The 17,245-nt window shown below is 33.8% G+C and carries 9 protein-coding genes; 1 reads left to right on the forward strand and 8 read right to left on the reverse strand.

Annotation, left to right across the window (positions count from 1 at the left end):
* Positions 1-189: 189 nt before the first annotated feature.
* The 5 genes from Arg41_RS06575 to Arg41_RS06595 all read right to left on the reverse strand — a co-directional run bounded on the left by Arg41_RS06575 (position 190) and on the right by Arg41_RS06595 (position 11,360).
* Entirely contained in the window at positions 190-1,593 is a 1,404-nt protein-coding gene (locus Arg41_RS06575) for a hypothetical protein (RefSeq protein ID WP_092490620.1), read from the reverse strand.
* A gap of 311 nt (positions 1,594-1,904) precedes the next feature.
* Positions 1,905-3,518 (reverse strand): hypothetical protein, encoded by a 1,614-nt coding sequence (locus Arg41_RS06580; protein ID WP_092343272.1) that lies wholly within the window; start codon positions 3,516-3,518, stop codon positions 1,905-1,907.
* Positions 3,519-3,850: 332 nt separating this feature from the next.
* The gene (locus Arg41_RS06585) at positions 3,851-5,347 is read right to left on the reverse strand and encodes a hypothetical protein (RefSeq protein WP_092490621.1); all 1,497 of its coding nucleotides are present in this window, start codon (positions 5,345-5,347) and stop codon (positions 3,851-3,853) included.
* Between the two features lie 299 nt (positions 5,348-5,646).
* Positions 5,647-7,251, reverse strand: a complete 1,605-nt coding sequence (locus Arg41_RS06590) for a hypothetical protein (RefSeq protein ID WP_092490622.1) — start codon at positions 7,249-7,251, stop codon at positions 5,647-5,649.
* Positions 7,252-11,060: 3,809 nt separating this feature from the next.
* Positions 11,061-11,360 (reverse strand): oxidative damage protection protein, encoded by a 300-nt coding sequence (locus Arg41_RS06595; protein ID WP_092343269.1) that lies wholly within the window; start codon positions 11,358-11,360, stop codon positions 11,061-11,063.
* Positions 11,361-11,474: 114 nt separating this feature from the next.
* Here Arg41_RS06595 and gatB point away from each other — a divergent pair, with 114 nt between their 5' ends.
* Positions 11,475-12,923: an Asp-tRNA(Asn)/Glu-tRNA(Gln) amidotransferase subunit GatB gene (gatB, locus tag Arg41_RS06600; protein WP_092490623.1), complete on the forward strand. Its 1,449-nt coding sequence runs from the start codon at positions 11,475-11,477 to the stop codon at positions 12,921-12,923.
* 113 nt (positions 12,924-13,036) lie between these two features.
* Here gatB and Arg41_RS06605 read toward each other — a convergent pair whose 3' ends face one another.
* From Arg41_RS06605 to Arg41_RS06615, 3 genes are all read right to left on the reverse strand, one after another.
* Positions 13,037-14,203 (reverse strand): phosphoglycerate kinase, encoded by a 1,167-nt coding sequence (locus Arg41_RS06605; protein ID WP_092343277.1) that lies wholly within the window; start codon positions 14,201-14,203, stop codon positions 13,037-13,039.
* A 92-nt stretch (positions 14,204-14,295) separates the two neighbouring features.
* Positions 14,296-15,624, reverse strand: coding sequence for a 23S rRNA (uracil(1939)-C(5))-methyltransferase RlmD (gene rlmD, locus Arg41_RS06610; protein WP_157722311.1), 1,329 nt, complete (start codon positions 15,622-15,624; stop codon positions 14,296-14,298).
* Positions 15,611-17,164: a hypothetical protein gene (locus Arg41_RS06615; RefSeq protein ID WP_092343266.1), complete on the reverse strand. Its 1,554-nt coding sequence runs from the start codon at positions 17,162-17,164 to the stop codon at positions 15,611-15,613. The genes rlmD and Arg41_RS06615 overlap by 14 nt, the downstream gene beginning before the upstream one ends.
* Between the last annotated feature and the right edge of the window lie 81 nt (positions 17,165-17,245).

Below are 17,245 nucleotides of genomic sequence, written 5' to 3' on the forward strand. Positions count from 1 at the left end.
TCATATAAAAACTGCAATGCAATACATAATAATAATATATATCATTCGCAACTAAATCATAAAATATGCCTCATATAATAAATAAATGAAATCGATTAACCTGAAAATATAAAATCGATAAAATTACCATAAAAATAGTTAGTTATTGAGTTTTATCCAATACATTTTGAATTTCCCTAGCTGTCATATTTACTTAGGTTTACTCAAAAATAGCACCATTTCTGATATGTCTTTCATTAGATCTTTTACTGACTCAATGGCAGGATTCACAAACACTAACTTATCTTCGCCTTTAGTAGACTTAGTTTCGGCATCTAAGCTAGTTTCTATGCTCAGTTTTTCAATTATTACTTCCTTACTCAATGTATGATCTATAATATTTATTCCTAAGAACAAACATATACTATTCAATGTATTCTCATCATTTAGGTTAATTCTTCCTAAAAGAGATTTAATTCTCATTCTTTTATTAATTATAATGCCATCATATCTATTTCTTAAAAATGAAGATATATTCCTAATTTCCAGTTCGTATGTTGACCTATAATCTGACAAATGTGAATCCAAAATTCTACTTTCAATTATTTTCATAACATCTTCCAAACGTACAAAGTTATGAAACTCTAGGAAGGGCATAAAAATTTCCCGTATGGTACTAACATATTTTATATAGTTTCTAAGCAATATTATTATATTCAATGATTTTATAATTAGCACTTCTCTTTCATGAACCACCGGGGCAATAGTTTCCTCAAGCTTACCCCTAACAAAGATTAAATATATTAAAGATGCATTATAGTATCTTATCTGTAGGAGAAGAGCCATGATTAAATTATATAATTTTCCACTTATTTTTTTTACTGAATTATTTAAATAACATATTAATTTATTTATACTAACACCCAAAACTACAGTAGTATAACACATCGGATAAAGAATAAATTCTTGAATACTAAAATAAGGATCTATGCCTAAATTGCACAGAGCATACTTTGAACTTAAAAAGTATAGCGGATCACGGTAATGAGAAATTCTCTCCGGAGACAATGAGTTAGGATACTTCATCTCCAACAAAGATGGATCAGGAAGCGCTAAAATTTCATCCCTTCTTTCATAATAACTAGAAATAACATCTTCAGTGTTTTTAGAATGCACTACTTGATATATAGGATGAATGCCACATACACTGCTATCTTCTATAGAAAATGAATACCTCAAACCCCAACCACTAACTTCATCAATAATTTTACTTATTCCTGCCCTAAGTCCAATTACAACACTTATTTCCTCGGAGTTATTCAATTTATCGTGACTATTAAAACAAAGATCATCATAATTTAAGGAGCATCGAATACCAACATCACCTCCCAAGTAAGATTCATATTTGCTACAATATGTACCCATCTTATTATTTATAGCAATCGCTGTTTCTATAGCTTCCTTAGGAGAAAGCTGAGCTAAATACCTAATTGATTCCTTGAAGCTAATCCCATAAACAGCTGCTGTTGATAGATGTACTAGAGGATATGGTCCTTTATTAGAATCAACTGCTTCAACTGATATGCTATTAATACTACCCACAGAAACGGACATTACATCCACTCCTATTCAAGGCACATGAAAATCTAAGTCATAAATAGTACGACTCTGTTGTAGATGTTGTATATAAAGAAAATAATTGCAACTAGGAGAAAGCAAAACAATTTATATAATTATTAATTATCAAATACTTACACATATATGTCAATACATAAACTATTTTACACAACGGAATACCCCCCGCCCCCCTTATATAATTATCACAAATATTTATATATAACACCCCACAAAAACTAATGAAAAAACATCAACTAAATACAAAAACGTAACTTTTTAAGTAAATTTATTTTTTGATTTCCATTTTCTTATGATTTGCTTTCAGCAGATGTTTGAGATATTTCTTCAGTAAAATTTATCAAAAACAAATTCATTTCTGATATTTCATTTCTTAGATTATTTATCGATCTGGCTATATTTATCAAAAATACCAAATCATAATTTTCAACTGATTTATCCTTACTTTCAGTTGATTTATCCTTTCTAGTTGCTTCCTTTATGTCATCCACAAAAACTTTTCTGAGAAATTTTTCTATTACCAACATTCTATCAGAAATAGGAATAGAATTCTTACCCAATCCATGAGTAGAATTAGGTATTCCTAGGAAAGAAAAAAATTTATTATTTGTATGTTCATCATCTAGGTCAATTTTTCCAAGCAAACATTTAATTGTCATATTCTTGTTGGCTATAAGTTCATTATACTTTGCCTTTAAGAACAAAGAGATATTCCTAAACTCTCGTTCCCAATCTGATCTATAAACGCCTAAACTTGAATTTAAAATTCTACTTCTAATAATCATCGTTACATCTTCCAATGGTACATAATTACATAAGTCTAATAAAGGAATAAGTGTTTTTCTTATTGAACCGACAATCTCTATACAATTTCTTAGGCTAATCACTATATTCAATGATAGCATGGCTAGATTTTCGCTTTCATACGGTCCATTTTCAGCAACACATCTACGACTAGTTGACTCTAGTAATAAATTATTACTATGTAATATCTGCAGGAGAGCAGCCATAATTATATTGTATGATTTTTTACTCATTTTTGCAGACGACTCCTTTAAACAAACCATTAATTTACATAAATCATAATCAACAGCAATAGAATTGCTACGAAGTGGATTAATAACAAATTCTTTGATACGAGAACATGGAGCTATCTCTAAGTTGCAAAAAGCTAATTTGGGATTTAAAAAATACAGTGGATCTCGATAATGAAGAATTTCCGCTGGTGATGGAGGGCTTGTTCTTGGTATATTTAATGGAGGAAACTTTGGAAGTCTCCAAATTTCCATCCTTCTGTCATAATAACGAGGAATAATATCTCCGATGTTTTTAGCATGAACCACATGATACATAGGATGAACACTACATATCATAGCTTCTTCACTTGAAAATGAATGCTTTACAAGCAAATCATCAATAATACTATCAATAATTTTATTTATGCTATTCCTAAATCGCAATACAATTTCTATTTCTCTACTATCACTCAAGACATCATAGTTATTACGACAAATTTCATCATAATTTACACATAATTCGGTACTACTACTGCTATTTTCAGATCGAGATTCGTATTTGCTACTATGGTAGCTATATGAAGTCCAACTATTTACAGACTTAGCAACTTCAATAGCATCTTTAGGAGACATTTTCAAATGATCAACTAATTCCTTTTTTTGTGAATCATCACCAGATGGTACTTGCTCTAAGCCATCAGCTATATCAACTGATTCTTTTCCTCTTAAAATATCCTTAGTAGAGAGAGGAACCAAACGATCAATGGATTCTTTGCAATTAAGACCATAAACTGCGGCAGTTGATAACTCTAACAAAGTACAAAGACTTCCACTAATACTAGTTGTATAAAAACACCCTCCTTTTGCATTGCTAATATCAACTAACATGATTATCACCCTCAACTAATACTATTTATGCCAACAATAAATACAATTAAAGCTCAACGGATAAGACGTGTATCACAAAACCACTTGCTCACAAAACCACCATCATTGGTAAATTTTGTTGCACAAATCTAAACATTGAGTAGTATGATTTTTACAATTATATTTACTACAAAAAACTTAGCACATGTACCTGCCACTATTACAATAGTAGCAGGTAATAAATACACCAACAATAAAAGATAGTGTCGCATCACAAACTGCGCACCACAAAGCAATAAATTACATGCTAAATAAATAAATTAACCTCTTTGTCTACATCACTAGCTAGATACTTATTCAGGTAAACTTCTCAAAAAAGACTTCATTTCTAATATTTCTTTTATTAGATTATTTATATAGCCAACCGATCGATCTTTGCTATCTGATCCATCCTCTTTACCATCAGATATAGCTCTTCTGAGCAGCATTACTTCAATAATATTCTTACAATCAAATGTAGTATCAGTACAATGTATTTCTAACAATGACAACACTTTTCTTCTTACATTAACCTTTTCTAACAAACAGCTAATTATCATTTTTTTACTTTCAATAATGTCAGGGTACTTCAAACTTAATAACAAAGATATATTCCTAACCTCCCGTTTGTAGATTGATCTATGATGTTGGTTACGTGAACCTAAAAACATAATCTCAGATATTCTCATCATATCTTCCAAAGATACGAAGTTAGAAAATCCTAAGAAAGGCATAAAAATATCCCCAAGGCGCTTCAAATACTTTATATAATTCCTCAAGCAAACTACTACTTTCAATGATGGTATAATCAACCTCTCTCTCTCTGGAGGTTCACAAATAAGTCCATTCTCAACAACATCAAATCTGACACGAATTATCTGTCTCAATAGTAAACTACTGTATTTAATCTGCAGTAGTAATGATAAAATTAAGTTGTGTAATTTCCTATCAATTTTTCCAGATGAATCCTCTAAATAATCTATTAATTTATTTATACGAACACATAAAAGTAAGAGGCTATGACGTAATGGGTGGAGAATAAATTCTCGAACAAAAAAGCAAGGACGAGTATCAAAATCACACAGAGCTAATTTTGAACCTAAAAAATATAACGGATCACGGTAATACAAAATTTCTTCTGGAGAGGGAGGACTAGATTTTTTGTTTCCAGATAAAGGTTTAGAAGGAAGAGACAAAATATCGTGCCTTATTTCGTAGTAATTTTCAATAATATCATCAGTATTTTTAGCATTTACTACTTGATACATAGGATGAATACTAAATACACTACTGTCCTCGCTAGAAAACGAATACTCCAAATTCCAATCAACACTAAACTCCTGGATAATTTGACCTATGTTACTCCTAAGAAACATCACGGTGCTTATTTCATCACAATTACTCAAAAGCCTATAGTGATCGTTGCAACAGGTTTCATAATAATCATGAGAATAATTGTCAGAGCATCGTACATTATCACTACTCGTAGAATCATATTCATACTTAGTACGATATTTACCTAGACTCTTATCATTTGAAGCTGTAGCTGCGTCAATAGCTTCATTTGGAGACAACTGAACTAAATTGTAAACCTTACCTTCACCACCTTCACCAGGAAAATGTGCAGCTAAACTATCATGATATACTAAATTATTAACAGCCTCCCTAAATGGTCTACTGTTAGAGGAAAAAGGCACTAAAAGATCAACAGACTCTCTGCAACTAAGACCATAAATAGCAGCTGTTGCCAGTTGAGATAGAGTGTAAGGACCACCATCAAAACTAGTCATTCTGATAAATTTAGCTTTCACAACCTTGCTCCTAAGTAACCCAAAAACTCTACCAACAACAATTTTACTATCTAAATAACTATCAATTTATACAATTATTATAATAAATGAGGATAAATTATCTCTTACATAGTATCTACTAATAACATCTCTAAACCTCACGAAGATTTTAAGTATTATTAACCCATAAAAATAATTAAAATATCTCCTCAATTTTATGTATAAAAATTAACATGTGACAAAACCATAAAACAAACAAACATAAATAGCAAAGCATAATCTCATTAATAAAATATTGTTTTAGAGATAACGGATACCTATTAAGATATTTGAGATATTTTCTCAGGTAAATTTTCCATAAAGCCCTCCATCTCTGATATTTCTTCTCTTAGATTATTTATAGATCTGACTATATTTCTCACAAAAACTAAGTCAACATTCTCAGTAATACCATCAGATAGTTTATCTTTTCTGTTTGATTCTAATTCCTCTATGTCATCCTTAACAACTTTTCTGATTAATTTTTCAATTATCAACCCACTATCAATCATAGAACCGGTGTACTGTACTTTTAATAATGAAAGTACTTTGCATTTTACAGATTCATCATTAAGATTTATTTTTTCTAAAAGACGATTAATTATCATTCTTTTATTAGCAATAACTTCAGGATACCTCTTGCTTAACAATAAATATAAACTCCTAACCTCCTTTTTATGTAATAAACTACGGTCCTGAGGACGTGAACCCGATAACACAACCTCGGACATTGTAATTATATCTTCCAAAGATACGAAGTTATAAAACTCCAGGAATGGCATTAAATTTAGCTTCATAAATTCAACACTACTTATACATTTTCTAAGGCAAATTATCAAATTCAATGATGATATAACTCTACTTTCTCCTCCGTGAACGTTAGGAGAATATCCAGCTCCAGAAAAAATTCTGTCATCAATCGACTTAATTAACACATCAAGACTGTGTTTTGTCTGTAGAAGAATAGCCATAATCAAATTATATAATTTTCTGTTTATTCTCCCAATTGATGCTCTTAAACAATTTATTTCTCTATATACATTTTTTGTCAAAATAACAACATCGCCATACAATGGGCTAATGATAGACTCAATTATATAGGAATAAGGACAATTACTTGTAGATAAATCACGTATAATATAATCTGGACTTAAAAAACATAGTGGATCATGATCACGCAAAATATTTTCTGAAGATGTCGTATATGATTCTAGCGTAGAGGATCTTTTTTTTCCGCACGGACACAAACTCGGAAGCGACATAATATCAAGCTTTTTTTCGTGGTAATTAAAAATAATATCTTCAGTATTTTTAGCATGTACTATCTGATACATAGGATGAACACTGCATATAGACGCATCTTCGTTTGAAAATGAATACCTCAAAAGCCAATCATTACTAATTTTATCAAGAATTTTACGTAGACTATTCCTAAAGTAAATTACACTTTCCATTTCTTCACAATTATTCAAAAATCTATAGTAGTGATTGCAACAAAATTCATAATAATCAACAGAACCTTGGATAACATCATTTCCAACCGATTCAAGTTCATACTTAGTACGATAGCCACATGTATTCCTATTCTTTACAAATATAGCTGCTTCAATAGCTTCCTTGGAAGACATCTTCAAATAATCAACTGATTCTTTTTTACTATTAACTTCATTAGCAGACACCTGCACCAAAGTATCAATTGAATGATCAACTGATACCTTTAAAATATCATCAGTAGACAGCGGAACTAAACAATCAAGGGATTCTTTACAATTAACACCATAAATAACAGCTGTCGATAATTGTACTAGAGTGTGTAGGCGCCCTCTGTCAAATTCAGTCGTTTTAATAAATTCACATTGCACAACATCAGTAGCATTAATGGACATAACAAATACTCCCACCAAACACTATACGTATTATATAAATAATTAGTGCGATACTGAAACCAATATTAACCACTCTGTGCATATCGAATAAATATTATAGCAATAGCTATCAATATCAGATGGCATATATTTTACATTAATAATTTCATCAACTTTGCCCTTCATCAACATCACCACCTTTATTTATTCATAAGTGATAAAACTAACGTAATTTTTCAAACAAAATTCGCCCTAACCTTCTGTACCACTTGGTACTACCATGTTTCCCAGGTAAAATTCAAACTCAGTATGAAAGCAACCATTCCTTTTGTCACTTATAATAATTCAAGCTTCTATCGTTCCATTAGTAGACTTTATTCAATTAGACAATCAATAAATATTTTGCAAATAACTTCGGAAATAGATCTTCCCATCAATTCCAACAAGGTACAATGACTGATTGAATTAACATCATTACTTTCCACAACGATACCTAAAATTCTTACAGTACAATATATTATTCTCAGTTACCTAATAAATACTAATCGAAATGCAGTAGATTATGTTTTATATCAATTAATCTTCAATAAGATTGGATAACAAAAATACGCAACATATAACAGGTATAACATGAATATATCAACACAAAATCATGTGTATCAATTGCATAAAACTCGGTATATAAAAAATGTTACTTTGAGGAACAAAACTTAGCCACAAGAGTATCGGTTTGTAACTTATATAAATTTTATTAAATAATGTACGATAATATAACTATAGTGAACTTTATATTTTACTTTGAGGTGATTATTCACATTAATAACTGTATTGTCTCATTATGTTTACAACAGAAAACATCAGTCATTCAAGATATGATTATTAAAAATATGTAATCATTTTCATATTGTTTTGTACAAGACGAACAACACTTAGTTCTTATAAAATACCTAGGTATAGTGTAATCCTAATTCACAAACATAATTGCCGTTGTTAAACAACAAGAACCACAGTCACCTTAATGCAGTCGATCCAAATAATACTAAATTAACTTATTCTGCACTTAATAGAGATAAGTATAAAATAGTGGTAGCTATCCCAAACAATAGCTGTAACTATTTAATAGTATATTTTCATTTAACAACAACACATAATTTTTCCATTGCAGAAACTTCAATATCTTCCTTAACCACTTACCTTAGAAAATAAATGTATTTAATAATATTCACCCAGCTGATCACAATAATATAAGATCGAGCAATAAAATTTTCTATTTCTTGTAGCTTAGTACAATTTTTCTTAAACCCAACTCAGTGTAATACCTAGTAATACGAATAAATTTCTACTATGCAACAACATCTAATACGACCAAACACACAACGCAACTACACATAGTATAAAAGTTAAATACCGTAACGGCATAACATTTTACAATTAAGATTAAGGAGCATACAAAGAATTCTAGCAATATCACATGGTAAAAAATATTTTTCCACTTGATCCATATGGTATTGCAAATCCCAGCAACACACCAATATCGGAAGATATCGATAATAATTGCCTAACAATATAGGTATATACCAATATTCATAGGTAGATCGTTAAAAACAAAATCACCAATTTACGCAAAAAAATCAATAACTTCATCCTCTTTCTAAAATACTACATATACAACATATACACCCAATTGCAAAAACACACATACCAAAACACATGCACAGCCATAATAGCACTCGGTAGTACATCAACAGCTCGCAAAACGCATCTTCCAAGATTAATTTGGATTTTTAATTTCACAAACCAGAATAGAGACTCATAACATGCAAGATAAAACGAATTTGCTACATTAAGGATAAATATAATGATAAGAAAAAATTCATGCAAACAAGTACAGACTTGACGCAAAAACACCGCAACAAATCCAGAAAAAAACACGGCCAGCGATAACTAAATAGACATGGTTGTAAGGTACTACATGCAATACCATCTATCAACTCTGATAACTTTTTAATCAAAAATGTATTATACAGGTTGGGCCCAATTTTAACCCTCTACATTTGCCTGGCCTAAGATATTCCCACCTTGATTAAAAAAGTACCACCTATCCAAAATAACCGACTTTAAGATAGTCTCATAATTACTTCCCAAGCAAAAAGTAGTAAGGACAAAAACATAAACACTTTGATAAAAAATTATATGCATAGTCTGCTGAAAAAAAAGATAATTTCGTAACTAATTGTTATGTAATAGCAGAAGTTTTTATTCTCAGGAAATAAGCAAAGTTATTAACAGTTTTTGTGAATATGTTTTAGTTATACCCAACTAACTTATTAACTATTTCAGACTAGTGGTAAATACCACTATAATAACTATCCTTATTCCAAAATAATCCTCAACTTGACTAATAATTACCCAATTAATTATAGTCGTAATAACAAAATTTCTCTCAACTACAACAGCTTCATCATGTAACCGTTAAATTAATAACCAATAGCCAACAATTTGCAACTAACTACAAATTAAGCAAAGCAATTAAAAATTATCTAAGCTAGGTAATAAATAAGACAATATTTACTAAACAAACTACTTATCAAGCAGCAGCGATAAACTCTTCTTTGTCATAAATCAGCAAATAATCTTTATCTTTATGCATGTAAATTACAAGATCTTCTTATGATTTGTTAGCATGGTGATTACAAAGAAAAAATGGATTGGTTATTGCAGCCCCTCTTAAAAGCACAACACCTTGAAAATCAAACTTGAAAAAAACTAAGAACTATGACATTTGAACATATAGCCTTATAAGACATATAGTGTGCAAACACCACCCGGTACAGTGAGCTGATGGCATAGAAAAGACCAAACCTAACATGGGTAAAACAAATTACACAGATAACACCAAATGGACGATTATATCAAAATTAAGAAAAAGCAAAAACTGGGTATAGATATACCTGGGTATAGGTATACAAATATATAACTCAAGTACGACAAGCCATAAAGATTAATTTATGCATTATTTAATGACAAATTAGGTAGAATAATAGCTATACAGTAAATCAACATAATCCCTTGTAATCACGCATCACCTATTGCAGAATTAGTAGTAGATAAAGAAATTATCAAATGCCGCATAATTCCACTAAGATAGCAGTAGTTTATTTCATGATTCATGCAAATTTCATAAAATTCACTGAGTGAATCGCGTTTAATGATTTTACAATTTATGATTTTTATTCAATGAGTTATTTTATATGGGCATAACGTGGTAACAACGTGTTTCTATTTTCAGCCGCTTTGCCAAAATCCTATATCAAGGTGATCCTGCATGAGTATCACTATTTTCTTTTTATACGGCAGAATAATTCTTCCTAAACGTACACAAACCAAATAGACATATAATCCTTTTTCGTTCCTTAACGCTACTACTGCTTATAAATAACGAAGCTACAGTCACCCATGCCCCCCCTTATCTATCTGTGACATGAGACTTCTTAACAACCGCACATTCGATATCTGGTAAGCAATAACCGTGATTTTGGTTTAAGTACCTTATAGATCGAGGAACTACCATTATCTGATAACACCAACAAAATTAGCTTTAAAAACTAGATAGTTGCACAAATACCTATCTCATCACTTGCCTCATAAAACTAATCTTCTATACACCTATACCAAACCATCTTATTCACAGCACTCATTAATCTTGGATTGCGCACCGAACATCAGGCCATAAGATAGTAGATACAAATATTAATTAAAAAACAACAACAGAAAAACTATCAAAAACATTACATATGTGCTGTCTGAAACTACATTAAGCTAAAAATAACTCATTCTTCGCCTATAGGTGGAACATTTTCATAGTCAACCGGACGGTAGCCATCAGGAGTTTTAACAATATCATCCGAAAACAAATATTTCTCCATTTGATTCATAAGATACTGACGAGCCCTCTGATCAGCCATACTCAATCTGTACTCATTTATAAGCATCGTCTGATGAGAAAGCCACATCTGCCAAGCCTCATCACTGACATTATCAAAAATACGCTGCCCAATTGCACCCGGATAGGGGGGAAAATCAAGACCTTTAGCTTCTTTCTTCAATTTTTGACAAAATACAGTACGCACAGCTACTACCTCCAGATTACAAAAATATCCATACTAAACCACACGTTCACAGATATCATGTATCTTTAGTAAAGTAACGTCAATTCTTCTGTAATTTTGTAAAGGAATAGCGTCATGGACTGGGAAACAGTAATCGGTTTAGAAATTCACGTTCAACTAAAAACTCAGTCCAAAATTTTCTCCAATTCACCAACAATATTCGGTACCGAAAGCAATACTCAAGCTAACTACATAGATGCCGGATTCCCTGGAACACTACCAACTCTCAACAAAAAATCCATAGAACTAGCCATTAGATTTGGTATAGCAACACAAGCAAAAATCAACCAACGCATCACCTTTGCCAGAAAAAATTATTTCTATCCTGATTTGCCCAAAGGGTATCAAATTACTCAGGACAAAGAACCAATAGTATTGGGTGGCCAAATACCCATACAACAGGAAAAAGAAACGCATATGATAAAAATAGATCATGCCCACTTGGAGGAGGATGCAGGTAGATCTTTGCATGAAAATCTAAATGGATACACAGGCATAGACTTGAACCGTGCTGGTGTCGCATTACTTGAAATTGTCTCCTTACCTATGATTAAATCACCGGCAGAAGCTGTATCATACGCAAAAACCATACACCACCTGGTTCAGTGGATAGGCATCTGCGATGGAAATCTACAAAATGGCTCTTTCAGGATGGATGCTAACGTTTCGGTACGCATACCTGGAGAGACGGCTCTTCGCACTAAGTGCGAGATAAAAAATCTAAACTCTTTCCGTTTTCTTGAAAAAGCGATTGAATATGAAGCAAAAAGACAAGCAGATACATATGAGCGTGGCGGAAAAATAACACAAGAAACACGACTCTACGATTCTGAAAAAAATCTGACCCGTAGCATGAGACAAAAGGAAAGCGCACACGATTACAGGTACTTTACAGACCCGGATCTGCCTGCATTGATAATTTCCGACGAATGGGTGGATAGTATCAGAAAAGACCTTCCGGAAATGCCATGGGTTATACAGGAAAAGATATCTCAAAAACACGAATTATCTCGCGAGGAAGCAATTTTCATTACTCAGTCGTTGAACCATACTAGATATTTCGAAATGGCTATGTCAAATAAAAACGTTTCTGCTCAACAATTTATAAATTGGATGAGCGGTCATCTCCAAGCATACATAAACGACCATGAACTATCGTGGGAGAACCATATAATAACAGCCGATAAACTTGCAAGTATTATTGAAAACATCAACAACGGCACCTTAAGTCAAAGCTCTGCAAAAAAATTGTTTCAATATGCAATAGATGAAGAAAATCAAGATATAGCTAGCTTGATTAAAAAGTACCACCTTGCCCAAATAACTGACTTACAACCGCTTACCCAAGCAGCTCGTGAAATTATTCAGGGTAATATAGAAATAGCTGCCCAAATAAAAAGCGGTAAAGACAAAGCTATCAACGCTCTGATAGGAAAAATGATGAAACAATTTTCAGGAAAAATAAACGCAACACAAGCACGAGAACTACTTCTCACTGCAATCGATGATGAACTAGAAACATAGGGTGCTGAAAAAAAAGATAAAATTGCAACTAATTGTTATACAACAGTATAATCTTTTATTCTCAGTAAATAGTGGTAGTTATTAACAGTTTTTGTGAATATGTTTTGACTATGTCATGTCCGATCTAAGAAAAGCGCTGCAACGCCAGGCATATCCTGTCCTTCAAGAAAGGATAGAAAAGCACCGCCACCCGTAGAAACATAGTCAATTAAGCCTTCTACCCCAGACTTACATATAGCAGCATTGGTATCCCCCCCACCAGCAATGGAAAGTGCAGGAGAATGTGCTATTGCTTGAGCAATTGCACATGTCCCCGAACTAAAAGAATCATACTCAAAAACCCCCATAGGCCCATTCCAAACAATTGTCTGAGCCACATCAATAAAATGCTTGAAAACAGACCTCGTCTCTGGACCAATATCGGCTATTATGTCCCCTTGTGTGATATCCTCAACCCTTTTCACAATGCCCCGGGACTCACTACAAATATTGTCTGTCACTACAACATCTACTGGCAAAGGAAACCCGACACCGCGCGCGCGCATACTATCCGATATCTCCCTGGCAATACCCACAAAGTCACCTGAAACTAAAGATGAACCTACATGATATCCAGCAGCAAGAAGAAAAGTATTAGCCATGCCTCCACCTACTATCAGTGCATCTACCCTGCAAGACAAAAATTGGATTATCTTAAGCTTAGTGTCGAGCTTTGATCCTCCTATTACAGCTACCAAAGGACGCTTGGGATTGTGTAGCAAATCCGACAAAACAGAAAGCTCTCTTAACATCAATGGACCAGCACAAACCACTGGCGCAAATTTAGCCAATGCAGATACAGTCGCTTCACGACGGTGGGATACAGCAAAAGCATCATTAACATATACATCCAGAAGATGAGACATTCTCTCAGCTAAAATTTTGTCATCTGAGGTTTCACCGATGTTAAAGCGACAATTCTCCAACAACACAACCTGACCAGGGTCAACATCTACTCCTGAGTCTAACCAATTACTAATGAGTGGCACCCTTTGTCCCAAAAGCGTGCTCAATAAAGTAGCAACAGAATTTAATGAGTACTTAGGATCCAATATTGCAGGATTTGGCCTACCTAAGTGAGAAGAAACCATAACCGCTGCTCCCTCAGAAAGAGCATACTTCAGCGTTGGAAGAAAAGCTCGTATACGAGAATCATCAGTTACAGCATGATGTTCATCATGAGGAACATTCAAATCAGCACGGATAAAAACCCTTTTATTACGCAAGTCAATATCATTCATTAGTGGAATGCTATCAAAAACTCTATCATGAACAAAATCAATCATATATAACCTATTTAATAGCAAATAAATAAATGATAATCATTAAAAATTCATGAATTAAGATCAAAAACTGACAATACCTCTACGTGTGATGTATGCGGAAACATATTTAGCACCATTAAATCAGACATAACGTAATTATGATTATGGACCAAAATACCAGCATCTCTAGCCATAGAAGCAGGGTGACATGACACGTAAACAATACGCTGTGGAAGCCTCGCCGGCAATTGCTGACAAATCTCTATACTCCCAGATCGAGGTGGATCTAACAAAATCTTATTAAACTCACCTACACGGTCAAAAATTTCTTGTGGTGAACTTTTATACAAATCAAATGCAAAAAATTTAGCTCGATCGCCCAATCCATTTAGATCTGCATTACTTTTTGCTTGTCTAACCAACTGATCATTGCCTTCAATTCCAACTGCAGTAGCACCAAGACGAGCAATAGGAAGAGTAAAATTACCCAAGCCACAAAAAAGATCCAGTACACGATCAGTTGGACACACATCCATGTATCTCATGACCAACCTCACAAGCACTGAGTTCATTGCATGATTAACTTGGGTAAATTCATAAGGAAGAAATCTGATATCTAAATTAAAATCTGGCAATCGGTAAAATAGGGGACGCGAATCAGTTGAATCTAAAAGAAAGGTGGACTCCAAAGATTTTTCTTGCTGTACCCATAACTGCACACCGTGATCACGGGAAAAATTCAGAAGAACATCACGGTCTTTATCCGATAAAGGAACCAAACAACGAAAAACCAACGCTACCAAATCATATCCAACGGCAACTTCAATGACAGGAATAGATCGATATGAATCCAGTGATTTAATCAAATTTGGTAGAAGTGGCAACAATCGAACCATTGGGTCTGCCAAAACGCAGCAACTCCCCATATCAGTCACATATCTACCATTTTTTTCACGAAATCCAACAACAACACGACCTTTTTTTTCTACAAAACGAACAGAAAGAGAAGCTCTATTGCGATAGAACCAATCAGGACCATACACTGGAGTACAAATCCTAAGTGGCTTGACCTTACCAATACGCATAAGTGTCTGCTCAACCATAAGCTGCTTAGCAGCAACTTGAAGAGGTGATGACATATGCTGCATGGAACAGCCGCCACAAACACCGAAATGAGGACAACGTGGATCCTGCCTATAAGGACTAACGGTTTCTAATTTATGACAACGAGCATCATCGTACGATTTTCTTTTACGAACAGTAGCGTACAAAACACGCTCAGCGGTAATGGCACCGTCGACAAAAACAGTCTTCCCAGAAAAACGACCAACCCCTCTTCCATTCTGGTCGATAGATTCAATACAAATTGGAAAAACACCATCATCATCTATTGACAAATTTATTTCCCCGTAAGCACGGCATCAAAACTGGGTTATGCAGCATCATCCTGGAAGTTTTAACACAACCATTTAACAATACATTACGCCAATACCCATCACTCAGCACCCAATCCTGAGATGTATCATAAATGTCACAAGACCTCAAAAGAACAGATTTATTAATCTCATTAGCAGAAACACATAACCTTGCAGAGGAAAAATAAAATAACGGTCTGCTCGGAATCCATACCAGGTGGTGACGAAGCACAGGATAGCGCACAACCTCATCTAACAATACAGGATGATTAGCAACGCAAGATTCTTTGCCCTTCAAAGAACAACCGATTGTACTACCTCCCAAAACTATTTGCGGCAAAGCACGTCCCCAATATAAAATTGTATACGGATTAGGCTTTCCGTTAACCTTCTCAGGAAACCAATGAACGGACGGATCTTCTGGGTCAGGCAATGCACCCAAACAAAACACTTTATGGAGGTGCTTTACACACAACTGAGTTTGAAAAACATCTCTCATGCTTTTCACCCCGTATCCCCATACAGAAGCATGACTGTCAACACATGACAAACTGTACAAAGAAACATCCTGATAATCTTTATTCCAAGCTGGAACCAGGCAATCTCCATTACTGAGACGTAGTTTTTTGGAAAAGGAGTACGAATGGGAATAGCGATCCTCATGAGATAACACAAACTGCGGGGCAGGATTATCTATTAACTCGAAAGAATGCCTCCAATTCAAAAATGGCTCACGCTTATGAAAATCCAATCGCAACCAGCGATCAGTATTTCCAAACCTAACATCCAAAAAGTAGGGTTGAGCAAACAAATTTAGTAAATATTGGGTACAATCTATACCTGTCCTGGAGTCTATAAGAAACCATGCCTGCTGCATACCAAAAGTACCATGCAAGCTTAAAAATAAGTTCATGCCAGGATTTTGACCACGCACACTCACAGCATGCAAAGGCTCCGCAGCTGAAAGTATAGCAACGCTTTCATCTACATTAGAGTGCAAAAACCACATCTGAGTATTGTCAAAAAGCTGATATGGTCTCAATAACAATAGACCACCCTGCTTAGATGGAAAAGATGCCAGCACCAATGAATCATTTTCTGAAGACCTAAACAGTAAGCGAGCCTTAGTAGATCCAGGAAAAAAGAAGGGGTGAACTTTAAATACCTCTCCTTTAGATCTACCAATCATAACTGGAGTCAAAGAATTTATGCCAAAAACAGAATCAACAGATAACCCGCCACGCAAAGAAACAATACGCACTGTAGAACAAAATGGAGCATAAATATTAGAATTAGACGTTCCCCGTTTTAAAAAATCTACACGGCGGAAAAAAGTTGATAAAGTGGAAGTGCCATCTTTAGCAACAGCCCCCCCCTTAGGCATAGCATATAAATTGACCAAAACAGGGTACGAACCAAGTTCATAGAAGTTGTGCACCTCATTTGCGAAGATAGCATTAGGCAGAAATACAAAACAAAAAAACATTACCCTGATACTAAAACTTACACCCTTTTTGAACATAAAAACTATCCCGAATTTCAGGTAAAAATCAAAACAACCCCAAAAAAAACTACACTTTCACTAATAAAAAGCTTTCACTAA

Origin of the sequence: Candidatus Ichthyocystis hellenicum (genome assembly GCF_001460935.1) — a bacterium.
Classification (GTDB): domain Bacteria; phylum Pseudomonadota; class Gammaproteobacteria; order Burkholderiales; family 2013Ark19i; genus Ichthyocystis; species Ichthyocystis hellenicum.

Excerpts from the sequence above, each read along its gene's own strand:
- Arg41_RS06615 (WP_092343266.1), bottom strand. The coding sequence starts at position 17,164 with ATGTTCAAAAAGGGTGTAAGTTTTAGTATCAGGGTAATGTTTTTTTGT.
- gatB (WP_092490623.1), top strand. The coding sequence starts at position 11,475 with ATGGACTGGGAAACAGTAATCGGTTTAGAAATTCACGTTCAACTAAAA.
- Arg41_RS06605 (WP_092343277.1), bottom strand. The coding sequence starts at position 14,203 with ATGAATGATATTGACTTGCGTAATAAAAGGGTTTTTATCCGTGCTGAT.
- Arg41_RS06580 (WP_092343272.1), bottom strand. The coding sequence starts at position 3,518 with ATGTTAGTTGATATTAGCAATGCAAAAGGAGGGTGTTTTTATACAACT.
- Arg41_RS06590 (WP_092490622.1), bottom strand. The coding sequence starts at position 7,251 with ATGTCCATTAATGCTACTGATGTTGTGCAATGTGAATTTATTAAAACG.
- Arg41_RS06575 (WP_092490620.1), bottom strand. The coding sequence starts at position 1,593 with ATGTCCGTTTCTGTGGGTAGTATTAATAGCATATCAGTTGAAGCAGTT.